General features: G+C 50.8%; 31 protein-coding genes and 1 pseudogene. 13 read left to right on the forward strand and 19 right to left on the reverse strand.

The features are described from left to right. Nucleotides 1-440 (reverse strand): ABC transporter permease (locus OB13_RS02595; protein WP_461488587.1); only part of this gene is annotated, 440 nt, incomplete at its 3' end. Between the two features lie 67 nt (nt 441-507). Beyond that, nucleotides 508-708 (reverse strand): hypothetical protein, encoded by a 201-nt coding sequence (locus tag OB13_RS02600; RefSeq protein ID WP_461488588.1) that lies wholly within the window; start codon nt 706-708, stop codon nt 508-510. A 274-nt stretch (nt 709-982) separates the two neighbouring features. Between OB13_RS02600 and OB13_RS02605 the strand changes: the two genes are divergently transcribed. The 3 genes from OB13_RS02605 to OB13_RS02615 are packed head-to-tail and all read left to right on the forward strand — an operon-like array spanning nt 983 to nt 4,189. Further along, entirely contained in the window at nt 983-2,365 is a 1,383-nt protein-coding gene (locus OB13_RS02605; protein WP_461488589.1) for a sigma-54-dependent transcriptional regulator, read from the forward strand. Then, on the forward strand, nt 2,355-3,713 hold the full coding sequence (locus tag OB13_RS02610) for a sensor histidine kinase (protein WP_461488590.1): 1,359 nt from the start codon (nt 2,355-2,357) through the stop codon (nt 3,711-3,713). Before OB13_RS02605 ends, OB13_RS02610 begins: the two co-directional genes overlap by 11 nt. A gap of 50 nt (nt 3,714-3,763) precedes the next feature. Beyond that, nucleotides 3,764-4,189, forward strand: a complete 426-nt coding sequence (locus tag OB13_RS02615) for an OsmC family protein (protein WP_461488591.1) — start codon at nt 3,764-3,766, stop codon at nt 4,187-4,189. A gap of 17 nt (nt 4,190-4,206) precedes the next feature. Here the strand turns inward: OB13_RS02615 and OB13_RS02620 are convergent, their stop codons facing one another. After that, the gene (locus OB13_RS02620) at nt 4,207-5,070 is read right to left on the reverse strand and encodes an SDR family oxidoreductase (protein ID WP_461488592.1); all 864 of its coding nucleotides are present in this window, start codon (nt 5,068-5,070) and stop codon (nt 4,207-4,209) included. A gap of 176 nt (nt 5,071-5,246) precedes the next feature. Here OB13_RS02620 and OB13_RS02625 point away from each other — a divergent pair, with 176 nt between their 5' ends. The 3 genes from OB13_RS02625 to OB13_RS02635 all read left to right on the forward strand — a co-directional run bounded on the left by OB13_RS02625 (nt 5,247) and on the right by OB13_RS02635 (nt 7,843). After that, nucleotides 5,247-6,569: a type IX secretion system plug protein gene (locus OB13_RS02625; RefSeq protein WP_461488593.1), complete on the forward strand. Its 1,323-nt coding sequence runs from the start codon at nt 5,247-5,249 to the stop codon at nt 6,567-6,569. Between the two features lie 74 nt (nt 6,570-6,643). Continuing rightward, nucleotides 6,644-7,195: a hypothetical protein gene (locus tag OB13_RS02630; RefSeq protein ID WP_461488594.1), complete on the forward strand. Its 552-nt coding sequence runs from the start codon at nt 6,644-6,646 to the stop codon at nt 7,193-7,195. Between the two features lie 21 nt (nt 7,196-7,216). Next, complete coding sequence (locus OB13_RS02635) at nt 7,217-7,843, forward strand: class I SAM-dependent methyltransferase (protein WP_461488595.1); 627 nt, start codon at nt 7,217-7,219, stop codon at nt 7,841-7,843. Between the two features lie 87 nt (nt 7,844-7,930). Here the strand turns inward: OB13_RS02635 and ychF are convergent, their stop codons facing one another. Continuing rightward, complete coding sequence (gene ychF, locus OB13_RS02640) at nt 7,931-9,028, reverse strand: redox-regulated ATPase YchF (protein ID WP_461488596.1); 1,098 nt, start codon at nt 9,026-9,028, stop codon at nt 7,931-7,933. Between the two features lie 200 nt (nt 9,029-9,228). Further along, nucleotides 9,229-9,585, reverse strand: a complete 357-nt coding sequence (locus tag OB13_RS02645) for a DUF3276 family protein (RefSeq protein ID WP_461488597.1) — start codon at nt 9,583-9,585, stop codon at nt 9,229-9,231. A gap of 245 nt (nt 9,586-9,830) precedes the next feature. On the opposite strand from OB13_RS02645, the gene OB13_RS02650 reads away from it, so the two are divergent. Together OB13_RS02650 and OB13_RS02655 are read left to right on the forward strand one after the other, a co-directional pair. Continuing rightward, nucleotides 9,831-10,148, forward strand: a complete 318-nt coding sequence (locus OB13_RS02650) for a septal ring lytic transglycosylase RlpA family protein (RefSeq protein ID WP_461488598.1) — start codon at nt 9,831-9,833, stop codon at nt 10,146-10,148. 9 nt (nt 10,149-10,157) lie between these two features. Further along, nucleotides 10,158-11,069: a DUF58 domain-containing protein gene (locus OB13_RS02655; protein WP_461488599.1), complete on the forward strand. Its 912-nt coding sequence runs from the start codon at nt 10,158-10,160 to the stop codon at nt 11,067-11,069. A gap of 1 nt (nt 11,070) precedes the next feature. On the opposite strand, the gene OB13_RS02660 is transcribed toward OB13_RS02655, so the two are convergent. From OB13_RS02660 to OB13_RS02670, 3 genes are all read right to left on the reverse strand, one after another. After that, complete coding sequence (locus OB13_RS02660; RefSeq protein ID WP_461488600.1) at nt 11,071-11,454, reverse strand: nuclear transport factor 2 family protein; 384 nt, start codon at nt 11,452-11,454, stop codon at nt 11,071-11,073. Nucleotides 11,455-11,524: 70 nt separating this feature from the next. Then, complete coding sequence (locus tag OB13_RS02665) at nt 11,525-12,157, reverse strand: DNA-3-methyladenine glycosylase family protein (RefSeq protein WP_461488601.1); 633 nt, start codon at nt 12,155-12,157, stop codon at nt 11,525-11,527. Between the two features lie 117 nt (nt 12,158-12,274). Then, entirely contained in the window at nt 12,275-13,315 is a 1,041-nt protein-coding gene (locus tag OB13_RS02670) for a threonine aldolase family protein (RefSeq protein ID WP_461488602.1), read from the reverse strand. A gap of 80 nt (nt 13,316-13,395) precedes the next feature. On the opposite strand from OB13_RS02670, the gene OB13_RS02675 reads away from it, so the two are divergent. Continuing rightward, a complete protein-coding gene (locus tag OB13_RS02675) occupies nt 13,396-13,587 on the forward strand; it encodes a hypothetical protein (protein ID WP_461488603.1) in 192 nt (63 codons plus the stop codon). Nucleotides 13,588-13,694: 107 nt separating this feature from the next. Here the strand turns inward: OB13_RS02675 and OB13_RS02680 are convergent, their stop codons facing one another. Both OB13_RS02680 and pyrE read right to left on the reverse strand, forming a co-directional pair. Next, entirely contained in the window at nt 13,695-14,192 is a 498-nt protein-coding gene (locus OB13_RS02680; RefSeq protein WP_461488604.1) for a metallophosphoesterase family protein, read from the reverse strand. A 1-nt stretch (nt 14,193) separates the two neighbouring features. Further along, entirely contained in the window at nt 14,194-14,832 is a 639-nt protein-coding gene (gene pyrE, locus OB13_RS02685) for an orotate phosphoribosyltransferase (RefSeq protein WP_461488605.1), read from the reverse strand. 109 nt (nt 14,833-14,941) lie between these two features. On the opposite strand from pyrE, the gene OB13_RS02690 reads away from it, so the two are divergent. Next, on the forward strand, nt 14,942-15,622 hold the full coding sequence (locus OB13_RS02690) for an NUDIX hydrolase (protein WP_461488606.1): 681 nt from the start codon (nt 14,942-14,944) through the stop codon (nt 15,620-15,622). On the opposite strand, the gene coaD is transcribed toward OB13_RS02690, so the two are convergent. From coaD to OB13_RS02705, 3 genes are all read right to left on the reverse strand, one after another. Beyond that, a complete protein-coding gene (gene coaD / locus OB13_RS02695; protein WP_461488607.1) occupies nt 15,576-16,055 on the reverse strand; it encodes a pantetheine-phosphate adenylyltransferase in 480 nt (159 codons plus the stop codon). The genes OB13_RS02690 and coaD overlap by 47 nt on opposite strands. 116 nt (nt 16,056-16,171) lie before the next feature. Then, nucleotides 16,172-17,059, reverse strand: a complete 888-nt coding sequence (locus OB13_RS02700) for a DUF3822 family protein (protein ID WP_461488608.1) — start codon at nt 17,057-17,059, stop codon at nt 16,172-16,174. Between the two features lie 73 nt (nt 17,060-17,132). Beyond that, nucleotides 17,133-17,618, reverse strand: a complete 486-nt coding sequence (locus OB13_RS02705; RefSeq protein WP_461488609.1) for an NUDIX domain-containing protein — start codon at nt 17,616-17,618, stop codon at nt 17,133-17,135. A gap of 37 nt (nt 17,619-17,655) precedes the next feature. Here OB13_RS02705 and OB13_RS02710 point away from each other — a divergent pair, with 37 nt between their 5' ends. From OB13_RS02710 to OB13_RS02720, 3 genes are all read left to right on the forward strand, one after another. Further along, on the forward strand, nt 17,656-18,123 hold the full coding sequence (locus OB13_RS02710; protein WP_461488610.1) for a PaaI family thioesterase: 468 nt from the start codon (nt 17,656-17,658) through the stop codon (nt 18,121-18,123). Between the two features lie 99 nt (nt 18,124-18,222). Next, nucleotides 18,223-19,629, forward strand: coding sequence for an ATP-dependent DNA helicase (locus tag OB13_RS02715; RefSeq protein ID WP_461488611.1), 1,407 nt, complete (start codon nt 18,223-18,225; stop codon nt 19,627-19,629). An 80-nt stretch (nt 19,630-19,709) separates the two neighbouring features. After that, nucleotides 19,710-20,159, forward strand: a complete 450-nt coding sequence (locus OB13_RS02720; protein ID WP_461488612.1) for a DUF1573 domain-containing protein — start codon at nt 19,710-19,712, stop codon at nt 20,157-20,159. A 70-nt stretch (nt 20,160-20,229) separates the two neighbouring features. Here OB13_RS02720 and OB13_RS02725 read toward each other — a convergent pair whose 3' ends face one another. The 6 genes and pseudogenes from OB13_RS02725 to OB13_RS02750 form a co-directional block, all read right to left on the reverse strand. Further along, nucleotides 20,230-20,553: a DUF423 domain-containing protein gene (locus OB13_RS02725; protein WP_461488617.1), complete on the reverse strand. Its 324-nt coding sequence runs from the start codon at nt 20,551-20,553 to the stop codon at nt 20,230-20,232. 113 nt (nt 20,554-20,666) lie between these two features. Continuing rightward, complete coding sequence (locus OB13_RS02730) at nt 20,667-21,521, reverse strand: glycerophosphodiester phosphodiesterase family protein (RefSeq protein ID WP_461488613.1); 855 nt, start codon at nt 21,519-21,521, stop codon at nt 20,667-20,669. Nucleotides 21,522-21,744: 223 nt separating this feature from the next. After that, the gene (locus OB13_RS02735) at nt 21,745-22,197 is read right to left on the reverse strand and encodes a DUF2750 domain-containing protein (protein ID WP_461488614.1); all 453 of its coding nucleotides are present in this window, start codon (nt 22,195-22,197) and stop codon (nt 21,745-21,747) included. A 39-nt stretch (nt 22,198-22,236) separates the two neighbouring features. Next, nucleotides 22,237-22,926, reverse strand: coding sequence for a YggS family pyridoxal phosphate-dependent enzyme (locus tag OB13_RS02740; protein WP_461488615.1), 690 nt, complete (start codon nt 22,924-22,926; stop codon nt 22,237-22,239). Between the two features lie 148 nt (nt 22,927-23,074). After that, on the reverse strand, nt 23,075-24,127 hold the full coding sequence (locus OB13_RS02745) for a VWA domain-containing protein (protein WP_461488616.1): 1,053 nt from the start codon (nt 24,125-24,127) through the stop codon (nt 23,075-23,077). Beyond that, nucleotides 24,108-24,487: pseudogene (locus OB13_RS02750) on the reverse strand (hypothetical protein); the annotation flags it as partial. The gene OB13_RS02745 and the pseudogene OB13_RS02750, both read right to left, overlap by 20 nt.

A 24,487-nucleotide genomic window follows, 5' to 3' on the forward strand; every position in this document is an offset into this window, starting at 1 on the left:
AAAGGACTCAGATCCTGGCCTCCTGTTTCAAAATCAAAAATTTGAAAGAACTCCGGTTCCACAAACCCAATAACCCCTTTGATGGTGAAGTGCCGGGGAGCTTCGTCTCCCTGGCCAGGAACAGTGATCTGGCCGGTTTCTTCCCCATAGAGTTGGGTGATATTATCGAAACCCGGATTGTTGTTGCGCAGCACCTTTGTTGCCGGGAAGTGGATGGAAGTGGTCTGAAAAAGGCCGTCTCCGTAATCGGAGTCCACGTTGAGCCGGTAGATACGGTCCGCCTTGGTATGGAACGTATCGTAACTTAACTCATATTTGATCACCAGGAACAGCAGAATGCTGCAGGTGATGCCCAGCGCCAGTCCCAGTACATTGAGCAAGGTATAGTTCCTGTTTCGAAGCAGGGTGCGGAAGGCAGTAAGGAAGTAAATCTTGAACATGGCAGACTGGCGTTAAGGCTGGTTAAATTAAGTATAGTAAAGCAGAAGTTGCCCTTTTGGTTGATACCTAGCCGTCGAAGCGATCGATCGTGCGGTGGGTATACCTGGAGTTGGGAAAAGCGGAAGCCCAGAACGATCGTGGCTCCTCGCTGGCTGCGAATGCTTCCTGTTGGATATACTCGTTTACATCCGACAGTTCTGAGATTTCGATGATGTCAGTGCAAGGATTCTTTACCAATTGCATGGTCTTTCGGATGAGCTTTTTCATGCATGAATTTTTCTGATTGAACCTGCCGGCAATGGCTATACCTGTTCCGGGTAGTTAACAGATATACCATTGCTGTGCCATTTGTGAAAAGTGGTTCTGAGCGTGTTTTCAGGTATAGCGTGTCTGCTGTCTTGTCCACAGACGGACAGCCATTGTCCAGGTATGGACAGGCCGCCTTCCTTTTATCTCAAAATAAGTGTAAATTAACCTAAGATTTGTCTGGCATAGTTTTGTTAAACAGCTAGTAGTATAAAACTTAAAACCGCCTCTCTTCATGGATCAGAATCTTGGAAGAATACTGGTAATTGATGACAACGAAGATGTGTTGTTCTCTGCCAAAATGCTGCTTCGGAAATATGCGAAGGAAGTCGTGATGGAGAAAAATCCGAAGAAGATTCCTTTCCTGGTTTCGAATGAAGAATACGATATTATTCTGCTGGATATGAATTTCAGTCAGGATATCTCAAGCGGGCAGGAGGGATTCTTCTGGCTGAAGGAGATCCTGAAATATGATCCGTCAGCTGTTGTGGTCATGATCACGGCCTTTGGTGATGTGGAGATGGCTGTGCGTGCCCTCAAGGAAGGGGCAACCGATTTTGTGCTGAAGCCCTGGCAAAACGAGAAACTGGTGGCTACCCTGACGGCTGCTTCCAAACTGCGGCATTCTTATAAGGAAGTGACCCAACTGAAGCAGGTCAACCGTACGCTCACCGCGGAACTGCAGACGCAGCAACCCGTTATTTCGGGGCAGAGCCCTGCCATGCGCCACCTGTTTGCCATCATCGACAAAGTAGCCAAAACAGACGCTGACATCCTGCTGCTCGGCGAGAACGGCACCGGGAAGGAGGTCATCGCGCGCAGCATACACCAGCGTTCCGGAAGAGCCGACAAAGTATTTGTAACGGTGGACATGGGAGCTGTCACGGAATCTCTTTTTGAAAGTGAATTGTTCGGCCACAAGAAGGGGGCTTTTACCGATGCCAAAGAAGACCGTATCGGCCGTTTTGAAGCAGCCAATGGCGGTACGCTGTTCCTAGATGAGATCGGCAACCTCTCGCCCTCCCTGCAAAGCAAGCTGCTCACGGTGTTGCAGCGGCGCGAGGTGATCCGCGTGGGCACCAACAAGCCTATACCTATTGACGTACGCCTGATCTGCGCGACAAACATGCCGCTGCTGGATATGGTGCAGCGGCACGAGTTCCGGCAGGACCTTCTCTACCGCATCAACACAGTGGAGCTCAACCTGCCGGCCTTACGGGAGCGCCTGGATGATATCCCCTTGTTTGCAGAACATTTCCTGCAGTCGTATGCTCATAAGTATAAGCAACCGCTCAAGCGGCTTTCGGATGCTGCCCTGGCCAAGCTCCGACGCTATACCTGGCCGGGCAATGTGCGGGAATTGCAGCATGTGCTGGAGCGCGCCTCGATCATGAGTGATAACCGCGAACTGCAGCCCGAAGATTTCTTCTTTATACCGGAGGAAACAAGCGCGCCTGTCACGGCTACCATCCCCGATACAAAAAACCTGGAAGACCTGGAGCGTCAGGCGGTGCAGCGCGCCATGCAGCAGCACGAAGGCAACATCTCCAAGGCAGCAAAAGAGTTAGGGCTCTCCAGAGGCGCGCTCTACCGAAGACTGGAGAAGTATGCGCTTTAACAACTACAGACTGCAGCTGATCTTCCGGCTGGCCCTGCTGGCCCTCAGCATTTTCCTGATATCCCGTGTAGGATTCGAGCCGGCTTACAGAGGTACCTTCATTGGGCTCCTTCTTTTCATCGTTCTGCAGGTGATCTTGCTGGTTCGGTTTCATGAACGGACGAACAAGCAGTTCCTGCGTTTCCTCCAATCGATCCGGCACGATGACTTTACCGAAGTAATTCCGGCGGGCCATGGCGGGAAACTACAGCGGGAACTGGCCTTGGGGCTAAATGAGGTTATGTCGAAGTTCCGGGCGGTGCGGGCGGAAAAAGAAGCCAATCTGCATTATTTTGAAGCCATCGTACAGCATGTCGGTACCGGCATTATCACCTACAAATCGGACGGCACGATCCTGCTGATAAACAGCGCCGCCCGCAAACTGCTGCAGGTAGGGCAGCTGCAGCAGGTGCAGGAATTGCAGCCTGTCAGTGCCGAGTTAACCAGCAAGCTGCAGGAGCTGGAGCATACCGAAAAGGCCCTGGTACCGGTAAGGCAGGGAGGAGACGTGGCCAACCTCTCTGTACAGGTGATCGAACTGGCCATGCTGGGAGAGAAGGTGAAGCTGGCTTCTATCCAGAACATACAGCGCGAACTGGAAGATAAGGAAATGGAGGCCTGGCAAAACCTGATCCGGGTGCTGACCCACGAGATCATGAACTCTGTTACACCCATCGCATCGCTCTCCGCCAGTGCGGGAGACGAGATCAGCAGCTATGTGGAGGATACCCATTCAGTGGAGATCACTCTTTTAAAAGAGGAGTTGCTGGATATTCGCCAGTGTCTGCAGACCATCAGCCGCCGCAGCGACGGCCTGATCCACTTTGTGAATGACTTCCGTAACCTGACCCGGATCGCAGTGCCTGAGCTGACGATGTTCAATGTGGGGGATTTGCTGAAGGAAGTCAGCTTGCTGATGCGCGAACAACTGACCAGACAAGGCATCCGGCTGAAGCTGGAAATGCCGGTATCCAATCTGTTGCTTTCGGCTGACAGAGGCATGATCGAGCAGGTACTCATTAACCTGATCAAGAATGCGATGGAAGCAGTGCAGGACCAGGAACAAAAGCTGATCACCGTTAAAGCCAACCTGGACGACCGCAGCCGTGTCTGTATCGAAGTGCAGGATAACGGGCAGGGGATGACACCGGAGGCCACCACCAAGATCTTTATACCTTTCTACACGACCAAACAGTCCGGTTCAGGTATAGGGCTCAGTTTGTCGCGACAGATCATGCGCCTGCACAAGGGCTCTATCTCCGTACATTCGGAACTGGATAAAGGCACAACTTTTATACTCCGGTTTTGATTCAGGTATAGCCCAGTCCGTATAGGTATATGTACCATATGCAATAAATCATGGGCTGTGTATTTGTGAGTGCTGACTGTTCGGCTGGCTATGTGGCCAACATCCGGATGGAGGACCAGCTTTTTGAAATTGACGAATCCGGCGTGGATGAAGGGATCAAGACCGGGCCCGATCCGAACGATTACCTGATGAGTGCGCTTGGCGCCTGCACCGTCATCACGCTGCACATGTATGCCCGGCGCAAAAACTGGCCGCTGGATCGTGCTGAGGTCAGTTTGCAAATGGAGTCCATTCCGGTAGCTTCTGTTCCTCCCGCCGGTGAAATTCCTCAAAAGCGACTTCAGATCATCAAGCGTCTCCGGCTGTGCGGCGACCTCAGCCTGGAACAGGTAGAACGGCTGAAACAGATTTCGGCCCGATGCCCGGTGCAGAAAACGCTCGAAGCAGGGGTTTTCATCCAAACCATCCTGGAATAAGCGTATACTTTGTTTTGTCAGGTACTGAACTGGGGCTCCAGCTCAAAATAGTCCTCCAGCGTAAGTTCTCCCATGGCAGGCGCTATACAGTCTACCCGGGATACCGCCGTCATAAAGGCCAGCTTATCATACAGGCTGCGGCTCACCAGCCGGACAAAAGGTAAGATACCGTCTACAAACTGAAATCCCAGTTCCGGGATTTTCCCTTTGTAACCGGCCGCTTTACAGGCAATCTTGAGTAACTCCAGCCGGGTATACACGCGTTCTCCGCCAAGTGTGAGCGTTTGGCTGGGCTGGTCGATGAGGGAGACAGCGATCCGGGCGACATCGCCGTCATAGATCGGATTTGTCTTGCTGTCACCAGCTCCTAATAAAGCGATTCGGCCTTTGCGGGCCAGGGACATGATCTCTTCGAAAGCTGAAAACAAAGCGGTAGGCTGAAGAATGGTAAATGCGAGTCCGCTATGCCGAAGTGCTTTTGCAAAACTGGCGTGGGCGCTGAAATAAGCCAGCTCCGGATGTTGCTCTGCTCCGAAGGCAGAAATGTAGATGAATTGTTTTACCCCGGCTTTCTGCGCTTCTTCCAGCAGGTGCAGGTTGGCCTGGTAGTCGATTTCCTGGAAGCTGCCCGTGCCCTGGTTACGGAGACTGATGCTTTTGCCCAGCGCCGATATCACGACATCCACACCCGTGCAGCAACCCTGCAACGACTCCGGTTCGGTGGCATCGGCCAGCACAAGTTCCTCCGGATCAGGAAACAGCGCCTGAGCTCTTTTTAAATTACGTGCCAGGGCACGCACTTCGTGGCGTTGTTGCTTTAGCTCACGGAAAATATATTTCCCCAGGTGCCCGGTAGCACCTGCCAGTAGAACTTTTTTCATAGTGTAGATTTTTCGCCTGGCTGAATATACAGGTTAACAGTGTGATTAGCAAGTTATTGCGGGTATTAAAATGTCGGAATTATTTTGCTGCAGCCGGAATAACTGAATTTTTCCTATCTTCGGACATCCTAAAACCAAGCCCGGCAAAGCCGGAAAAGCAACATCGAGCAGCAATCATGATCCTCAAAAAGCTATACGGCAGTATGTTCGCCACCCTGCTGGCCATCGGAATAACGGCCTGTGTGCCCCTGGAGCAGCAAGGACAGGGCACGGCAGGCAGCAGCTCGCAGCAATCTATCCGCTACGAAGACTATGTGTACGATACCAGCATTCGGTCCGTGCAGTGCTACCGGGCTACAGGCGGCCCCGAAGCCGTACTGGAGCCGGCTGTCATATCGCTGAACCAGGAGCAGCCGATCCTGCTGGAATTTGACAGGCTCAATGCCGGCCCGCAGCGTCTGGTGGCTAAACTGGTGCACTGCAATGCCGACTGGACGCCTTCCGGCCTGAATGAAACCCAGTATCTGAACGACTTCAACGAGTTCTTTCTCAATGATGTCCAGAACTCCATCAATACACGTGTGCCTTATGTCCATTATAGGTTCCGGGTTCCGAGGGTGAAACTGAGCGGCAATTATGTGTTGCAGGTGAGTGAGGAGGGGGGCAACCTGCTGCTGACCCGCCGCTTGCTGGTCCATGAAAATCTGGTGGCAGTGACAGCTAAGTTGGGAGCCCCTACCGGTCCCGATGGCAAGGCCGCACGGCAGGCAGTAGAATTCAATGTGTTTTACAAAGATTATCCTTTAGTCAATCCTGCGCAGGAAGTAAAGGCCGTGATGCGCCAGAACCACCGCTGGGACAATGTAAAGGTATACCCGAAGCCCACCTTCGTGCGGGATGATCAGCGCCGGCTAGAATATGTTTTCTTTGAGCCAAAAGACCATTTCCTGGGGCTCAGCGAGTTCCGCCCGTTCGACACACGTAGTATCCGCTTCAAAGGCCTGGGGATAGACCGGATCAATCTGGAAACCTCGCCGGCCGAGGTATATCTGCAGGCGGACCGGAACCGGGATGGCGCCGCCTACAGCCAGGACCCCGATGTGGATGGGAAGCAGCTTTTTGGCAACCGGGAGTATGGCAACTCGATTGTGAATGCCGACTATACCTGGGTTGACTTTGAACTAAGAACAGGAGAGGTTCCCAATGGCAGCGTCTATATCCTGGGTGGCCTCACCGACTGGCAACTCAGCAACGATGCCCGCATGACCTACAATGCCGAGCGGCAGGCGTATACCGGGCGTCTGCTCCTGAAGCAGGGCTACTTCAACTATTACTATGCCTTGAAATCCAATAACAGCCTGGAAGCCGATGCCAGCTATTTCGAAGGAAGCCACTTTGCAACCGGCAACACCTACGACATCCTCATCTACTACCGCCCGCCCGGATCCCGCGCCGACCTGCTGATCGGGTATGAGGAAATCAGTTTTAACAGGAGATAAACGAAACAGCACCCTTTCGAGCAGTAAATGAAGTGATGCTATACCTAGGTTTAGCCAGAGATTATTGAGGACATATGAGAAAACTTTTACCTTTTATTTGCCTGCTTCTTTTAGCAGGATGTGGTACCGGCCGAATTGCATCTACAGAGACGAAACCCCATGAGGTGATCGTTTTCGGGCGCATGACGTTTGCAGGAAATCTTCCTTTAACCTCCAGTAAAGTGCTGGTTCATTTCAATGAGCGGCTATGGGGTAAAAATATGGTCTGGCTGGATGAAGAAGGCTACTTCTATACCCGGCTACCGCTGGGGGAGAATGAGATTTCATTGCTGGAATACCGCAAGGACGCGGATTTCTTTGCCAACATTCCCCGGGGCTATGCTTCCGTAAACCTGGAGGAGGCAGATAAGATCTACTACGTGGGCGATATCACCGTAGAGTGGACTCCTTACTTCAGCGCTGTCCGCAACAACAGGGGGATTGCCAGCGCCCTGGCCTACATCAATTACGTGGAAGAGGCGCTGCCCTTCACGGTTACATCCAGCGAGAGTAGCCTGGACTACTTTAAGCGGAAATTCCCAGACGCAACAAAAGAAATTGTCGTAACCTATCTAAAGATAGAATAAAAGGAGCGGGACTATATAACGATGGATACACAACAGGCATACAACAACTGGGCTTCGCAGTACGATACCAATCAAAACAGGACCAGAGACCTGGAAGGACTGGCGCTGCGGGAAACCTTAGCCGGCTATACCTTTGATAAGTGCCTGGAAATTGGCTGCGGGACCGGAAAGAACACCATCTGGCTGCAGGAGAGAGCCAGCCGGGTAACAGCCGTTGACCTGTCAGACGAAATGCTTGCCCGGGCAAAGGAGAAGATCGTTTCAGACCACGTACGGTTTCTACAGGCAGACATCCGGGAGGAGTGGAGGTTCGGAGAGAGCGTATACGACCTCGTCAGTTTCAGCCTGGTTTTGGAGCACATCCGGGATCTGGAACCTGTTTTTGCTCAGGTATGGAAAGCCTTGAAGCCCGGAGGCCAGGTATACATCGGAGAACTTCATCCTTTCAAACAGTACACGGGGACCAAAGCCCGGTTTGATACGCCGGAAGGCCGCCAGGAAGTGGAATGCTTCACGCACCATACCTCGGATTTTGTGCAGGCAGCCGGAAAGCAGGGCCTTGTGCTGGTGGACCTCAACGAGCATTTTGATGAGAAAGACAGGGGGAGTATTCCCAGAATTATGACCTTCCTTTTTCAGAAAACCTGATGGCCGGCAGAAGAATGAAGCTACCGCCAAAACAAAAGCGCAGCCCCTCGGAGCTGCGCTTTTTGTTATAGTATGAGTATTTCCCGGTTATACGTTGAAGCGGAAGTGCATGATATCACCGTCCTGCACCACGTAGTCTTTTCCTTCTACGGCCATTTTGCCGGCTTCCTTTATCTTGGCTTCGGACTTATACTCCTGGTAATCTTTCAGCTTGATAACTTCTGCACGGATAAAGCCTTTCTCGAAGTCAGAGTGTATAACACCCGCAGCCTGAGGGGCTTTCCAGCCTTTCTCGACCGTCCAGGCACGTACTTCTTTGACACCTGCTGTGAAATAGGTGATCAGGTTCAGCAGGGAGTAAGATGCGCGTATCAGTTTGTTCAGGCCAGACTCCGTCAGTCCGTATTCGGATAGGAACATTTCCTTCTCTTCGGGATCGGTCAGTTCCGCGATCTGCGCTTCGATAGAGGCAGAGATCAACACGACCTGCGCGTTCTCGTTTTTCACGTGCTCTTCCAGTGCTTTGGAGAATTCGTTGCCGGAGATCATGGAGTTCTCATCCACGTTGGCCGCGTATACCACCGGCTTATCGGTGAGCAGGTTCAGTTCGCTGATTGTTTCCTTGTCATCTTCGTTCGCATCAAGGCTGCGGGCATTCAGGCCCTGCTCCAGATGGTTCTTGTATTTCTCCAGCGTTACCAACTCTTTTTTGGCTTTGGCGTCACCTGCCTTGGCCGAACGCTGTACCTTCAGCAGCATCTTTTCGATCGACTCCAGGTCCTTCAGCTGCAGCTCTGTATCAATGATTTCTTTATCGGAGATAGGATCTACCTTACCGGCTACGTGTACGATGTTGGGGTCTTCGAAGCAACGCACCACATGGATAATGGCGTCTACCTCGCGGATGTTGGCCAGGAATTTGTTGCCGAGTCCTTCTCCTTTGCTGGCACCCTTTACCAGACCGGCGATGTCCACAAACTCAATCACGGTTGGCAATACGCGCTGCGGGGTCACCAGCTCCTCCAGGATGTTCAGTCGCTCATCCGGCACGGTGATGATGCCCACGTTCGGCTCTATCGTACAGAAAGGGTAATTGGCAGATTCTGCCTTGGCATTAGAAATAGCGTTGAACAAAGTAGACTTGCCTACATTTGGCAGTCCCACGATTCCGCATCTTAGTCCCATTAATTCTTATCGTTTAATATCAAGCCGCAAAGATACAAATTTCGGGAAGATTATGCTCAGGTGCGCCTATACTTTATTGGACAGGCAGCCGCATGAGCCACGACCACTCCAGGTATAGCCTTCGCAGGTATAGCTAAAAACAAAAACAGCTTGCGGATTTCCACAAGCTGCTTTCTATAGTTATAAGAAGGAGGGAGGAGCTATTCCCATTTCAGTTCTTCATCAAATGACACTTCCGCTTCAGCGACAGCCAGGGGAGCAATTTCAGACTCAACCGGAGCTTCGAGTGCAGCCAGGGCTTCTTCAGTCAGCAATTCTGATTTAACGTGATCGATCGTACCCTGCAGCGCTTCCAGGAACTTGGCGAAATCCTCTTTGTATAAGAAAATCTTGTGTTTCTCGTAAGAGAATTCGTCGTCCTTGAATTTTCTTTTGCTTTCTGTGATGGTCACATAAAAGTCGTTTGAACGAGTTGACTTCACATCAAAGAAATACGTTCTCTTCCCGGCTCTTACCCTTTGGGAATAAATTTCTGCTTTTTCGTTGTTCTCTTCCACCGTTTATAAGACGTTAAATTCAACTTTGTGAATCTAAAAGTAACATATTGTTCTGATATATAAAAATTTTTGAATTTAAAATTTACCAAATAAATGCACCCTAAATATTAACTTCTATATTTGTAGCGGACCAAATATAGTATAGCATGAATATATGTTCAATTATACTAGTATTGCTACTTTCGTTCTCTTCAGGTACAGCGCTTTATTCGGCAGATGGGAAGGCTTCCTATTACGCCGACCGTATGCACGGACAGCGCACGGCCAGTGGCGAACGTTATGACAAAACGCAACTGACTGCTGCACACGCCACACTGGCTTTCAACACCCGTGTGCAGGTGACCAACACGACGAACGGCAAATCTGTTATCGTCAAGATCAATGACCGCATGCCCCGTAGCCGGCATTCCATCATCGACCTTTCCCGGGCGGCTGCCCAGAAGATCGATCTGATCCGGGCAGGTATAGCACCCGTACAGGTGACTGAGCTGGAAAATGAAGAGTCGGGGCAACAAGAAGCAGCTACCACCGTTTCAGAGATAGCCTCAGGTAGTAAAGATTAAGCCCTGCTCATGAAGAAGCCACTCACTCTTGCCGATATTCAGAAATTCGAGAACATGGAATTCCTGGCAAAGCAACTGGTGGAAGGTTTCATTACAGGCTTGCACCAGTCGCCTTACCACGGTTTTTCGGTGGAGTTTTCGGAACACCGGCTCTACAACAGCGGCGAAAGCACCCGGCACATCGACTGGAAGGTATACGCCCGCACCGACAAGCTCTTTGTGAAGCGCTTTGAGGAGGAAACCAACCTGCGGTGCCATATGCTGCTGGACGTATCGCCTTCCATGTATTATCCCATCGAAAATAAGGGTAAAATCACCTTCAGCATACTTTGTGCTGCTGCCATGGCCACACTGCTGCGCAAACAACGCGATGCCGTAGGACTTGTGACCTTTGCAGACACCATCCTGCAGCAGACGCCCGTTCGCTCCACGGCCTCGCACCTGCATACCTTGCTCATCCTGCTGCAAAAGCAGCTCGAAGAAGAGCCAGTGCAGGTACAAACCGATGTGCCGGAAGTGATTCACCGCATTGCGCAGCAGATCCAGAAGCGATCGCTCGTCGTCATCTTCAGCGACATGCTGGGGCGCCACAAGAACAGCGACGCTATTTTCGCCGCCCTGCAGCACCTCAAACACCAAAAGCACGAGGTGCTCATCTTTCATGTGATGGACCGCAAAACAGAAGAGGACTTTGAATTTGCCGAGCGCCCCTACCTGTTTGTGGATGTGGAGACCGGCCAGGAACTCAAATTACAACCTTCGCAGGTCAGGGAGCATTACCGCAACGCGGTGGCCAACTACAAACGCGAGCTGGAACTCAAGTGCGGGCAGTACAAAATTGATTTTGTACCTGTGGACATCAGCGAGCCCTTTGACAAGGTCCTCTACAGTTACCTGGTGAAGCGGGCGAAGGTGCGGTAGCTTAACTGTAATCCTGCAGCCGGATAATTTTGCCTTCTTTCAAAGTAAAAACGGACTTTCCTTTTAATTCCAGTTCCTCTCCGGCTTTCAGCCCGTTGGGCAGATCCATGGCAAGTACTGCTTTGTAGGCAATCTGTGCTTCTGCTTGATTCCCTTCTATTTTCAAATCCGTGATTTTCTGCTCCCGTTCGGTAAAGTAACTCAACGCCTCTTCGGCCTGAAGTTTAAAGTTGTCTATACCTTCCAGGCGCAGGGCAACTTTCCCGTCCACGATACTTTCAAATTCTACTTCCGGGTGTAAGTGCTCCAGCATACCTGCCACATCCAGGTTGTTGTAGGCCCGGATATAGCTTTCTATCATGTTCTGGAAATCGGATCTGGTCATAAGGCTGGTGAAGCGTATGGCTGTGAATGGTCAGGTATAGGTACTACGTAATTGCTTTCAAAGCAGGCTCTTATTTGGGCGTATTGTTCAGTGACTGCCACAGGTACTTGCAGGCGACGGTCCGGTAAGGCCGCCAGTTCGCTGCGATCTCCAACATCTTTACCCGCAGCTGTTTCCCGGTCTCCTCCAGCCCATACTGGCGCTTCATGGCATTTTGTATACCCAGGTCATCCACCGGCATCACATCGGGGCGTTCGAGCGCAAACATGAGCAGCATTTCGACCGTCCAACGGCCAACGCCTTTGATCTGCGTGAGGTGCTGGATCAGGGCTTCATCCTCCATGGCGTCAATAGTAGCGTGCACCAGGTTCCCTTCCTGAGCAAAGGCCGCCACATTCCGGATATAGCCGATTTTCTGGAAGGAAAGTCCGGCACTGCGCAGGGTTTCATCCGCTGTTTCAAGCACCAGGTGGGGGTGCGGGTAATTGTCAGGGTATAGCTCTGTAAACCTCCTGAAGATTGTGGCAGCCGCTTTGGTGGACAGCTGCTGTGATACGATAGAACTGAGCATTTCGAAGTACAGGTCTTCGGATCTGGAGGAAGCCAGCGGTTTTCCCTGGCTCACTAGTGTGACCATGACCGGATCTTTTGCCAGGACAGCCATGATTTCTGAAAGCGGGAAAGCCGGAGCGGATGGAGCCATTGTATTTAGGTCTAAAAGCGTGTGAAACAGGTATAGCGGAAGCAGGTATAGCGTAAAATCAGGTCAAGCCTTTCCAGGTATAGCAGACTTAAAATTGGGGAAAGGCTTTGGCCCGATCTATACCTTTACCTGTTGTTTATTTAGTAAGTGCAGCACCTGCAGGATGTGCTGCAGCATCTCTTCCGTTACATCCAGATGGGTCACGAAACGTATCATCTGCGGGCCAAAGCTCGAAGCACGGATGTTTTGATCGGCCAAAGCAGCAACGAAATCAACATCGCTATACCTGTCGTTGAGTTTAAAGATCACAATATTGGTCTCGACCGGCAATACGATTTCTACATAAGCCGTCTGCAGCAACACTTCCTCAATCACCTTGGCTTTGCGGTGGTCTTCCTGCAATCGGGCTATGTTGTTTTCCAGGGCGTAGATACCCGCCGCCGCCAGGAAACCGGCTTGCCGCATGCCGCCACCCAGTACCTTCCGGATCCGGCGCGACTTTTTAATAAAGGCCTTACTGCCCAGCAGGACGGAACCAACCGGTGCCCCTAGCCCTTTGGAAAGGCAGATCGAAATGCTGTCGAAATAATTGCCGTACGCTGTGGCATCATCACCGGAGGCGACCAGGGCATTGAATACGCGGGCTCCATCGAGGTGCAACGCAATGTCGTGGCGCTTGCAAACTGCCGATATCGCCGCGATCTCCTCTAAGGTATAGTAAGCGCCTCCGCCCTTGTTGCAGGTATTTTCTAGCGCGACCAATCGGGTAGGAGGGTAATGGATGTTGTCCGGGCGGATGTGCGCCTCCACTTGGGCCGGAGTCATCTTGCCCCGCTCCCCGGGAACAAGGGCAACCGACGCTGCTGAGTTGAAGGCTATACCTCCGCCTTCGTACTGGTAGATGTGCGCGGTCACATCACAGATCACTTCTGTCAGGGGCTCTGTATGGGCCTTGATGGCGATCTGGTTGGTCATGGTGCCGGAAGGGCAGAAGAGGCCCGCTTCCATGCCGAACATAGCAGCTGCTTTCAGCTCCAGAGCATTGATGGTCGGGTCTTCTTCGTATACATCGTCGCCTACTTCAGCGGCAAACATGGCGCTGAGCATAGCAGCAGTAGGACGGGTAACGGTATCGGAACGTAAATCTGTTAGCTGCATGATGAATTTGATTCTATAAAATACTTTACTTTGTAAAAATAATAACTTACTTTTGCCCTTCAAATTAAAATTTTGCAACGATGGGAGTTACTAGACTTAAAAGAAAAGACCGTAAAAATAAGGCAAGAGCAAACAACAAGGTTGCCAGAATTAAGCAACTGTTGCTGACACCAGTTATCAAGAATGTTGACATGGACGAGCTGAGAGCTCAGTTCGGTGAAGCTCCAAAAGGCAAGAAAGTAGAAACTGCTGAAGAAGCTTCTGCTGAGTAGTCCTTTTACGGCTAAGTAAAACCATCTGCCTGCCAACGCTGTGTAAGCTTCGGGTGGCGGGTTTACGAAAGACTTCAAAGTGTGCTTGCAACGCAGGCACGCTTTTTTTATGCCCGTTTGCCTAGCTCAAGTACCTGTAGGTCACGCACTTTTCCATCTTCTATGGCAAAGCGCACCATGGTCCGGATCTTATGAAAACCATGCCTGCCTGCTGCACCCGGGTTGATGTGCAGCAGGTTATGCAGGCTTTTGTCTTGCATGATTTTCAGTATATGGGAGTGGCCCGTGATATAGAGCTGCGGCGGGTTAGCCAGTATCTCCTGCCGCACATCGGGGTGGTATTTGCCCGGATAGCCCCCGATGTGCGTCATCATCACATCCAGTCCGTTGGCATCAAACCGCAGTACCTTCGGGTATACCTGCCGGATATCCTGCCCGTCAATGTTGCCATACACCCCCCGCAGCGGCGCCACCTGGCTCAGTTGCTCCGATACTTTGGCCGTGCCAAAATCACCGGCATGCCATATCTCGTCCCGGTCCCCCAACAGGCGCAGGATCTGCTCGTCCAGGTAGTCGTGCGTATCGGAGAGGAGGCCTATCTTCATGTTAAACTTTCCAGGTATGGGGTGATTTTCTCCATTCGGCCAGCGTCTGCATGGCAGATTCCGGGATATAGCCTTTCTCTATCGCGGCTTCGGTCAGCGCCTGGTAGTCGCTCAGGCAATGCAAGGGTATACCTGCCTCTTTAAAATTTTCTTCTGCCAAGGCGAAGCCATAGGTAAAGATGGCGGCCATCCCGATCACGTTGCCTCCGGCCGACCGCACCGCTTCTGCCGCCTTCAGGGAGCTGCCTCCCGTTGAGATGAGGTCTTCCACCATGACGATCTTCTGGCCCGGTAACAGCTTTCCTTCTATCTGGTTGGCCATGCCGTGGCTCTTGGGCTGCGGACGCACGTAGAGGAAAGGCATATCGAGCAGATCAGCTACCAGCGCGCCCTGGGCTATACCTGCTGTGGCTACGCCGGCAATCGCTTCGGCTTCCGGGAAGTTTTCTTTCACCATTTCGCCCAACTGCTGTTTTATAAAACTGCGTATAAACGGAAACGACAGCGTAACACGGTTATCGCAGTAAATAGGGGAGTTCCAGCCGGAACTCCAGCGGAAAGGTTGCTCGGGTCTTAGTTTTACGGCCTCTGTTTCCAGCAGGAAAGAGGCTACCTGGTGTGCTATAGTCGTAGAATCCATGAGCGAATTTACTGAATTATTTAGCCTTTTTATGCCGCCGTAATTTCTTTAGACTGAAATATTGATTGATTTGTGTAAATTTCAAGCCGTTTAACAAGCACGATACCCAATGAACGTTTTTATAAACGATATTCCGCTCATCCTGAGAAAATCAAACGAGAAGGTATACCGGCACCCTCATGATGTGGTAGTGGATGCGGATGATCATTTCTCTTCCAAGGACCTGGTGGGTGATGTGCTGATCAAAAGGACCGATACGATCCTGATCGACAAGATCGTTCGCCTCATGGAAGTCAAGAAGCTCAAGAAGCTCAACTCCCTGACCCTGGTCACCAGCAAGAAAAAACAGTTGATCGAGCACCTGAAGGATCAGTTCAAGATCGTGAAAGCGGCCGGTGGACTGGTGGTCAAAGATGGAAAGATCCTGATGATGTACCGCCTGGGCGTATGGGACCTGCCGAAGGGCAAGCTTGACAAAGGCGAAAAAACAATGGATGGTGCCATCCGGGAAGTTGAAGAGGAGTGCAGTATTTCGGTGCATGTGCTGGAGAAGCTGCCCAAAACCTGGCATTCCTATGCCTATAAAGGCAAGAAGATCCTCAAGAAAACCAGTTGGTACCTCATGGAATGCACCGATGACAGCCTAATGAAACCACAGGCCGAAGAATTTATTGAGGAAGTGCGCTGGATGACGCCCGAGGAAGTGCTGGGAGTTTTACCCAAGGCCTATACCTCGATCGCGTTTATTGTGCGTGAATATCTCCAATCTCTGAAATCGGGAAAGGTATAAAATCGTCTACATTGCCGCCAAACCGGTGAATCTCCCGGATAATAGAAGAACTGATGGCAGCCAGGGCCGGAGACGTGATCAGGAAAACGGTTTCGAGCTCCTGGTTCACATGGCGGTTCGCCTGCGCAATCGTGTTTTCATATTCAAAATCGGTAGTGTTGCGCAAGCCCCGCAACAGAAAATTCGCGCCGACTTCGCGGGCAAACTCGGCTGTCAGCCCTTTGTAAGACCTGGCCGATATGTTGGGTTGATCCTTGAACAAGCGTTCCATTATCTCAATCATCCGATCTACCGGTATGTAACGCTGCTTGCTGCTGTTATTGCCGATCGCTATGATGATCTCATCGAACATGCGCGCACCGCGCAACACCACATCCAGATGTCCATGGGTGAAGGGATCGAAAGAACCCGGAAAAAGAGCGATACGTTTCATGGGTATTGATTGTTAAAGGTTTGGATAGTTCAATTGTTAGAGGCGGATAGTATTTAAGTGTTAGTTATCTAAAAAGAGTACAGCAGTTTAACAATCAGTTATCTAACAATTAGGTGTTACTCACAAAAGTGCAGGCTGTAGATCTCAAAATACCTGTGCTCAAAGACATCATCCAGCTTATAACTGTAGGCAACGTCAGCTGGTTTTTTGCCGAGGCGTACCTGCCGGATATACTTTTTCAGGATATTAAATAAGCTGGAGTCGTGCGTAATGTCTCCCCAGGCCGTGATCGTTTCCTGCTCCGGGTTCATCTTCTGTTCCTGCATCACAAAAATGATGTAATAGATAAAGTCTTCCGGGCTCAGGTAATGGAACACATTGCAGAACTGCAATCCACTTTCACTCACAACCAGGATGGTCACGTAATTGCGCTCTACAAAAATGTATAGAAAGCGGCCGTCTTTCCGCTCGGCCTGGTGCAATACACTTTTGATCAGGGAGCTGGTCTGGTGTACGAACTGCACAGGTCGTTCTGCAAAGAGGTTTTGTGCCGTCTTGTAGACCACGCTGTCCAAGGCAAAGATATTGACTGCTTCCAGGCCGTTGTGGCGATAGGAGAGAACTACTTCCTGCTGCGGGTTTAAGTCACTGTGCAGGCGCAGGTAGTCAGCCTGATGGGCAGGGTCAAAAAGCGTTTCAGGTACCAGCGTGAAATGTTGATTGCTGATGCTGATGCGCACATTCAGCCAGCGTTGCTCCTGCAGGATCGGGCTGTGTTCGGCGATGAGGCTCAGTTGCTCAGCTACCTGCAGGGGCGTAAAAACGGTGATGAGCTCATAATCTTCCAGCACCACAAACTTATTCCGTTCCACATCGGCTACAGCAAAGCGTATCGCTTTGGAGCTGATAGAGATGTACAGGTTGCAGTGGCCTGCCAGCGAGAGGTTAAAGGCCTCATCGTGGAACTGGTAAGAAAGCCGGAAGTGGGTGTTGATCGTGTTCAATGTATAGGAGCCCTTGGGGGTAGTGCTATATTGCGCTATGCAAGTATAAAAAAAATATGGCAATAAGGCGCCCTTACTTCAGGAAATGATGGGGCATTCCGAGCAGGTCATCCAGCGAAAAAAGGTAGTGCAGCACCCGGTGTTTGTCCTGAAGCGGGATTCTGTTGATCTCCTCCAGGCTCAGAAAAGCAACTTCTTCGATGAGCTGCTGGTCGGGGGCTGCCTCGGGATCCGTCCCCTTCACCAACTCTCCTCCGGTCAGGTGGAGCTCAAAAAACAACTCTACGGCCTGCAAAGGGGGCTCTCTGAATTCATTCACAAACAAGAAACGGCTGACTTCGGTTTGTAAGCCGGTCTCTTCCAGTACTTCGCGCCGGAGACAGGCGGCTGTGGTCTCGCCAAACTCGAGTCCGCCACCCGGAGGTGCCCAGAAAGCCTGGTTCCGGATTGTAGCCTGGTGCCTTACCAGCAGGAGCTTATCTTCTTTCAGGCAGATGCCGCATACACGAATACGAACTTTGTCAGCGTATGCCGAAGCGTTGGGGTTAAGTAGCGTCATGTTTGCTATAGCGGTGTAATGGTGGTAAATTTACAAAATGATTCAAACTTACAACCCCGACTTTAAATCTGATATCGAGGAAAAACTGGAACGCCAGGAATTCATGAAGCTGATGGGCTTCAAAGTCACCAAGATAGAGGTCGGCAGAGTAGAAGGGGAGTTGTTGCTGGAGCAGCGGCACCGCCAGCACAAAGGCTTTACGCACGGAGGTGTGATCGCCACCCTGGCAGACATCGTAGCCGGCTTTGCTGCCGTGAGCCTGGTTCCCAAAGACCACCATGTCGTGACGGCTGAGATCAAGGTATCCTATTTTCATCCGGGGCTCGGGGATAAACTGCTGGCAAAAGGGTTTGTGCTGAAGCAGGGCCGCAAACTCAATTTCTGTGAAGCGGAGGTATATGCCGTCAAAGGAGACGAGGAGCCTTTGCTGATTGCCAAAGCCAGTACTTCCATGGCGACCATCACGCCTGAAGACATTTTGAGAGTCACGAGTTCTGAGTCTTGAGTGCTGAGTTATTTCTGATGGTTTTAACTCAAGACTCAGAACTCAGAACTTCCTTTCAACTCTTAAACTCTTAAACTCATTAACTCCTAAACTCAAATTATGCGCCCGGTAGAAGCACTAAGAGCAAGTTTTCCGTTTGAGCCTACTGAAGATCAGGCAAAGCTTTTTGCAAAGCTGGATGAGTTTATACTGAATAAGGAGCAGGAAAAAGCGGTCTTCCTGCTGAAAGGGTATGCGGGTACGGGTAAAACCACCGTGGTAACTTCGCTCGTGAAGATCCTGAATAAGTTTGGCTACAAGTATGTGCTGCTGGCCCCGACAGGCCGTGCAGCCAAGGTAATGTCCTCGTACAGCGGCAAACCTGCCTTTACGATACACAAGAAGATCTACCGGCAAACGGCCAATCCTTATTCGGAAGGACTTTCGTTTACCCGGCAACCCAATAAAGCAGAAAGTACCTTTTATATCGTAGACGAGGCCTCCATGATCTCCGATGAGAGCGGCTTCGGGGAGAACGGTCTGCTGCAGGACCTGCTCAGCTATGTGTTTGACAAGAAAAACAACAAGCTGCTCCTCATAGGAGATACCGCCCAGTTGCCTCCTGTCAACCAGGTCATGAGCCCTTCGCTGGATTCGGCATACCTGAAGCATAACTTCCGGTGTGCCGTGCAGGAGCTTGAATTGAGGCAGGTTATGCGCCAGGCGGAAGCCTCCGGTATACTGATGAATGCCACCAATCTCCGCAACCAGCTGCAAACGGAGGCACCTGCTATCCAGCTCCAGACCAAGGGCTGGCGCGATATCTATAAGATGACGGGAGAGAAGCTGGAAGACGGCTTGCGTTATGCGTACGACAAATTCGGCGTGGAGAATTCCATCGTGATCTGCCGCTCCAACAAGACGGCCAACCAGTACAACCAGCACATACGCCGGCAGATTTTTTTCTCGGAAGATGAAATTGGCGTAGGAGATTACCTGATGATCGTGCGCAACAATTACTTCTGGCTCCCGAAGGATTCTAACATAGGCTTCATGGCCAACGGGGATTTTGTAGAGATCACCAAGATCATCCGCGATGAGGAAATGTACGGCTTCCGGTTTGCCGATGTGCGCATCCGTTTTGTAGATTACCCGGAAGAGGAAGAACTGGAAGTAAAGATCATGCTCGATACGCTCTATACCGATGCGCCTGCACTGCCCGCTGATCAGAACAAGAAGCTGTACGAGGCCGTGCTGCAGGATTATATGGACATCAAAAACAAACGGGACCGGGCCAAGGAGCTGAAAAAGAACCCATACCTGAATGCCTTGCAGGTGAAGTTTGCCTACGCCCTGACCTGCCACAAGGCACAGGGTGGCCAATGGAAAGCGGTTTTTGTCGACCAGGGATATCTGAAAGATGACATGGTGAATGAAGAATTTGCCCGCTGGCTCTACACCGCCCTTACCCGCTCTTCAGAAGAGCTGTTTCTGCTGAACTTTAGCAAGCAATTAATGGTTGACTGAGTTACAAATGTGGTATTTGGGAGTTGGTAAAAACAAATCAGCATCCGTATCGTAATTTGAAAATCTAACCCTTTATACATATGAAAAAGATCTTCTTATCCTTAGCATTTGCAGCCCTGGCAGCTGGCGGCACGATGGCGCAGCAACTTCCGGCCAAGCAGACGGCTGCTCCGCAGGCGCAGGCTAAAAATGGCCCGGCTATTTCCTTCGAAACAAAGGAGCATAACTTTGGCGATATCGTCCAGGGAGATGTGGTGGAGCATACCTTCACCTTCACCAATACCGGTACACAGCCGCTTGTCATTGAACGTGTGGATGTGACCTGCGGCTGTACTACGCCCGCTTGGACAAAAGAACCGGTTATGCCGGGTAAAACGGGTTCGGTGACTGCCAAGTTTAACAGTGCAGGCAAACTCGGCCAGCAGAAGAAGGCCATCACCATTCATTCGAATGCGGCAGAAGGGGCAGCGTATGTATACATTGTTACCAACATCAAAGAAAAAGCTACTTCCAGCGCTAAAACGCAGTAAGTAGCCTCTCTCCATAAAACAAAAAAGCCCTCTGTCCAGGAGGGCTTTTTTGTTTTAGTACTTATAAGGCCTAAAGCGCCTTCAGGATTGCATAGAACAGCGCTCCCCAGCCAACGATCAGGGCGGTGCCGCCAATCGGTGTGATGGCTCCCAGCCAGGTAACGCCTGTAAGGCACAAGGTATAGAGGGAGCCTGAAAAGATAAGTATCCCGATAACAAATGCCCAGGCTGCCACCTGTAGGGCCGGATGCTCCACCCGGAACAATAACAGGCCGATGGCCAGCAGCGCCAAGGTATGGTACATCTGGTATTTCACGGCTGTTTCAAAGGTGTCTGTGCGGTTGGTGGCCTGCAACATAGGGCCCAGGGCGTGTGCCCCAAAGGCGCCGATCATCACGGTGAGTGCGCCCAGTGCGCTGGCTATCAATAGTATGATTTTCTGTGTCACGTTTTGTAAGGTATAGGTTCCTGTAAATACAGCCCAATTTCCGACTTTTAATCGCTAATTCATAATTCCCGGTACAGGTTCGGGTAATCGGAAATGATGCCGTCCACGCCTTTGCGCTTCAGGCTTTTCATCTGGTCCAGCTCGTTCACGGTCCAAGGAATAACTTTTATGCCGCGCTGGTGACAGGCTTTTATCAGCTTTCTGGTAGCCAGCTTGTGGTTCGGGCTGTAGATGGTAGGTTTAAAACCAAGGGCTTCCAGGTTGGCGTCCAAGCCTTTGAGGTTCTCCACAAGCAGGGATGTTTTTATACCCGGGTGCTTGGCGTGTAGCGCCTGCAACGTGCGGACATCGAAGGATTGTATGATAACCCAGGGCGTGATCTTTTTCTGTTCGAGCACCTCCAGCAACAGGTCTACAAACTCGCCCGGGGCAGGGTGAAGCTTTCCATCGCCTGTTGGCTTGGACTTCGTCTCAATGTTGTAGTATACCTGTGGCAGGTTATTGGCCTGTAGGTATGCCTGCACGGAGTCGATCACTTCCGACAGGAGGGGCTTATACGTTTTTAGTTTCTGCTGCTGCGGAAACTTGTCGTAAAACTTCGAGCCTGCATCAAATGCCCGGATCGACTCATACTCCATCTCGTAGAGGACATATTTTTTCTTGTCTGTAGCGGGTATTTCGCTTCCGTCGGGCAACAGGTCGTGCTCGGGATTGATGTAAGGATCGTGGGAGAGGACCACCTGGCCATCTTTTGTGATATGGGCGTCCATCTCCAGCGTCGTTATACCTAATTCCAGTGCCTTGTGCATGGCCGGTATCGTATTTTCGGGCATAAGACCACGTGCTCCCCGATGACCTTCCGTATCGAAAGCAGGGAATTGGGGAGAGGAGTCCGTTGAAGGAGACAGGGCCATAGGCAAAGAACAGGATGCTGTCAGGCAAAGAAATAAAAAGATAAAAGAAGGTATACGGAGCATGGGATTACTTTTTGTAAAGTTAAGCTGTCATCGTATACCTTCTTTTTAAGCCGGGTTATGTAATTGTTAACGTTTCATGCCCTGCCTAAATGCCTTTTCAGCATAAACCAGGGCTTATTGCTGGAAAGGAAAAACTTTAGCATGCAGGGGAGGTGTCGCGCTACTCCTCATCTCCTTCGAGCGCTTCAATTACCTGCGCCTCAAATTCATCCTGGCTGTCGTATTGCGTAAATTCAAGTGTTTTGTTCTGATGCTTCAGTTCGTTGACCACATCCAGGGCAACTATCAGCGGCTCCATTTCTCTGCCGGTCAGGGTGGCATCCCAGTTTGGTCCCAGCAGCAGCTGATCACCGTACATGCCCACACACCAGTTTTCAAGGAACTCCACTAATGTGATTGATTCCGGCTTATACTCCGCCCAGTCGTCTTCGGCGCAGGTTTTGGCACCTTCGGCATCTGACCAGAATAAGATCACTTCTGCGTCCTCGTACTCGCCGGAGCTGGAAGTAGCCCAGGTATCATTCTGGGTCAGTCCCCAGACAGCATCCGTTTCAACTATACCTTGTATAAATTTTCTGTAATTGGCTTCCATGTTCCCGTTGTTCTCTTGCATGATGCTAGTTATTATAGTGGATAGATCGTGTTCTTTAGATTAGTTTTTGCTGTAGTTCCTAGCGCCAAATATGCCGCTGCCTACCCGGATGAGCGTACTGCCTTCTGCCAGTGCCAGCTCCCAGTCAGAGGTCATCCCCATGGATATCTCCTTAAAATCAGGATTGGCAAAAAAGAAGGTATCGCGGAGCTGCTCAAAGTAAGTGCGTAGCGTCCGGAATTCCTCATGAAGTTTGTTTTCATCTTCCGTGTTCGTGGCTATACCCATCACCCCGGTTATCCGGATGAAGTGCATATTACGGTATTCTTCTGATTGCAACAAGTCTACCGCTTCCTGATACGTCATGCCGAACTTCGATTCTTCATCTGCAATAGAGAGCTGCAGCATGCAATTGACCGGGAACGTACGGTAGAACTGCTCTGCCCTTTTGTTGATTTCCATCAGCAGCTTCAGGCTGTCAACGGACTGGATCGTATCGATGAAAGAGGCAATTTGCTTGACCTTGTTGGTTTGCAGGTGGCCGATCAGGTGCCAGGCGATATCATGCGGAAGTTTTTCCCGCTTATCCAGAAGTTCCTGTACCTTGTTTTCTCCGAACAGCCGGTGTCCGGCCTCATACGCTTCTAGTATTTTCTCCGGAGGATGGGTTTTGGATACGGCAACCAGGCGGCAAGGTGTATCGCTTAATTTTTCGTCAAAATAACGTATGTTATCAGCAACAGAAGACATAGTTTGGTTTTTAAAATACTGTGCTTAAAAGAATTGAGCGGATAAAATTCAACTGTTAATTTAATATATAAGCCTACTATAAATTTACCAGCGCTAGGTATAGCCCATACCTTTTTAACTTCTAAACTCTTTAACTTTCTAACTTCCCTCAGTCTTCCAGCACGTTGGTGACAAAGGTATTTTTGAACAGCATCCAGAGCACCAGCAACAGCAAGGCCCACTTCAGGTATACCTGGTAATAGTCCCGGGCATCGCGGAATCGTTTCTCGGTCACTTCAGTTTTCTCATAGCGGTCGATGGCCTGAAAAATATCCTGCAGGGCATCCCGGCTATCGGCCCTGAAAAAGCGCCCTTCGCCTGTACCGGCTATTTCCCGAAGGCTTTTTTCGTCTAACTGTGTTTCTACCAACAAGGTTTTACCGGATGCATCCACCGTATGTGGCACCATGCCATCCTTGCCTATACCTATGGTGTATAGCTTGATCTGATGGGCATAGGCCAGGCGGCTGGCCATCATCGGGTCCAGGCTGCCGGCCGTATTTTCACCGTCGCTTATAAGGATGGCTACTTTCGTTTTAGCCTTTGATTCTCGCATGCGGTTGATGGCTACGGCGAGCGCACTGCCGATAGCCGTCCCGTCATGGGGTATCATCCCGTTTTCAATGGAGCGTATACTTTCACGCAGCAACTGATAATCGGTCGTGAGGGGAGCAAGGGAGTAGGCATCTCCGGCAAAAACGACTACACCGATCCTGTCTTCCACGCGTCCATCTATAAAATTAATGGCAACTTCTTTGGCCGCTTCGAGCCGGCTGGGCTTGATGTCCTGCAGTTCCATCGAGCCTGACACATCGAGTACCAACACCATGTCTATACCTTCGGCTGTCTGCTCTACCTGTTCATTGATACGCTGGGGCCTGGCCAGCGCCACCAGCACCAGCATGATAAAGCCAATAAAGAGAATGTCAGGAACAAAACGCAGCAAACTGGTCCATTGCCACTGCACTTTGCCCTCGAACATGGCCATGTCCAGTTTGTTACGGGACTTGAAGCGCAGCAGCCCTTTGAGCAGGAACAGCAGCGGAACAGCCAGCAGGGCATACAGCACCGCGGGATATACCCAGTCAAAAGAGCGCAGGGTGCTGTAGCCGAACCATTCCAGGCTCAGCCAATCCAACATATCAGCGTTGATTTCTAGCATTCTTTGTTATTTCCCGGTGTGTTTTGTAGCGTCCCCTGGCAAAGCGCCGCAGCAGGCTCAGCGCCTTATTCGTTTCGGCATCTGGTTCCGCCGTAGCGTTGCCATAGATGGCTTTGTCACAAAAGCGGAGGGCCAGGTTGACTTGTTCATCGTCGTTATAGTATTCTACGATCTCTTTTGTAGTGAAGGAATTGATGGCGCTTCGCTCCAGTTTGGTCAGGTAATTCTTCCACAGCGCCACTGCCTTCTCCATGCTACTAGACGAACCGGATTTCGTAAACCGGTCTACGTGCGAGTTATAGCGTGAATTAAAGTAGAGGTGGTCTTTCCGAAGCCGGTACAACTGATATTTGGTTTTGA

The organism is Pontibacter sp. HJ8 (assembly GCF_054824225.1).

Bases quoted from the DNA above. Each gene is read 5' to 3' on its own strand.
- pyrE (WP_461488605.1), bottom strand. From the start codon at position 14,832: ATGGATTCTACGACTATAGCACACCAGGTAGCCTCTTTCCTGCTGGAA.
- OB13_RS02715 (WP_461488611.1), top strand. From the start codon at position 18,223: ATGCGCCCGGTAGAAGCACTAAGAGCAAGTTTTCCGTTTGAGCCTACT.
- OB13_RS02710 (WP_461488610.1), top strand. From the start codon at position 17,656: ATGATTCAAACTTACAACCCCGACTTTAAATCTGATATCGAGGAAAAA.
- OB13_RS02665 (WP_461488601.1), bottom strand. From the start codon at position 12,157: ATGGCTCCATCCGCTCCGGCTTTCCCGCTTTCAGAAATCATGGCTGTC.
- OB13_RS02680 (WP_461488604.1), bottom strand. From the start codon at position 14,192: ATGAAGATAGGCCTCCTCTCCGATACGCACGACTACCTGGACGAGCAG.
- OB13_RS02615 (WP_461488591.1), top strand. From the start codon at position 3,764: ATGGGCTGTGTATTTGTGAGTGCTGACTGTTCGGCTGGCTATGTGGCC.
- OB13_RS02635 (WP_461488595.1), top strand. From the start codon at position 7,217: ATGGATACACAACAGGCATACAACAACTGGGCTTCGCAGTACGATACC.
- OB13_RS02660 (WP_461488600.1), bottom strand. From the start codon at position 11,454: ATGACCAGATCCGATTTCCAGAACATGATAGAAAGCTATATCCGGGCC.
- OB13_RS02745 (WP_461488616.1), bottom strand. From the start codon at position 24,127: ATGCTAGAAATCAACGCTGATATGTTGGATTGGCTGAGCCTGGAATGG.
- OB13_RS02675 (WP_461488603.1), top strand. From the start codon at position 13,396: ATGGGAGTTACTAGACTTAAAAGAAAAGACCGTAAAAATAAGGCAAGA.
- OB13_RS02620 (WP_461488592.1), bottom strand. From the start codon at position 5,070: ATGAAAAAAGTTCTACTGGCAGGTGCTACCGGGCACCTGGGGAAATAT.
- coaD (WP_461488607.1), bottom strand. From the start codon at position 16,055: ATGAAACGTATCGCTCTTTTTCCGGGTTCTTTCGATCCCTTCACCCAT.
- OB13_RS02705 (WP_461488609.1), bottom strand. From the start codon at position 17,618: ATGACGCTACTTAACCCCAACGCTTCGGCATACGCTGACAAAGTTCGT.
- OB13_RS02650 (WP_461488598.1), top strand. From the start codon at position 9,831: ATGCACGGACAGCGCACGGCCAGTGGCGAACGTTATGACAAAACGCAA.
- OB13_RS02625 (WP_461488593.1), top strand. From the start codon at position 5,247: ATGATCCTCAAAAAGCTATACGGCAGTATGTTCGCCACCCTGCTGGCC.
- OB13_RS02630 (WP_461488594.1), top strand. From the start codon at position 6,644: ATGAGAAAACTTTTACCTTTTATTTGCCTGCTTCTTTTAGCAGGATGT.
- OB13_RS02610 (WP_461488590.1), top strand. From the start codon at position 2,355: ATGCGCTTTAACAACTACAGACTGCAGCTGATCTTCCGGCTGGCCCTG.
- OB13_RS02670 (WP_461488602.1), bottom strand. From the start codon at position 13,315: ATGCAGCTAACAGATTTACGTTCCGATACCGTTACCCGTCCTACTGCT.
- OB13_RS02730 (WP_461488613.1), bottom strand. From the start codon at position 21,521: ATGGCCCTGTCTCCTTCAACGGACTCCTCTCCCCAATTCCCTGCTTTC.
- OB13_RS02655 (WP_461488599.1), top strand. From the start codon at position 10,158: ATGAAGAAGCCACTCACTCTTGCCGATATTCAGAAATTCGAGAACATG.
- OB13_RS02720 (WP_461488612.1), top strand. From the start codon at position 19,710: ATGAAAAAGATCTTCTTATCCTTAGCATTTGCAGCCCTGGCAGCTGGC.
- OB13_RS02690 (WP_461488606.1), top strand. From the start codon at position 14,942: ATGAACGTTTTTATAAACGATATTCCGCTCATCCTGAGAAAATCAAAC.
- OB13_RS02725 (WP_461488617.1), bottom strand. From the start codon at position 20,553: ATGATCGGCGCCTTTGGGGCACACGCCCTGGGCCCTATGTTGCAGGCC.
- OB13_RS02735 (WP_461488614.1), bottom strand. From the start codon at position 22,197: ATGCAAGAGAACAACGGGAACATGGAAGCCAATTACAGAAAATTTATA.
- OB13_RS02605 (WP_461488589.1), top strand. From the start codon at position 983: ATGGATCAGAATCTTGGAAGAATACTGGTAATTGATGACAACGAAGAT.
- OB13_RS02740 (WP_461488615.1), bottom strand. From the start codon at position 22,926: ATGTCTTCTGTTGCTGATAACATACGTTATTTTGACGAAAAATTAAGC.
- ychF (WP_461488596.1), bottom strand. From the start codon at position 9,028: ATGGGACTAAGATGCGGAATCGTGGGACTGCCAAATGTAGGCAAGTCT.
- OB13_RS02600 (WP_461488588.1), bottom strand. From the start codon at position 708: ATGAAAAAGCTCATCCGAAAGACCATGCAATTGGTAAAGAATCCTTGC.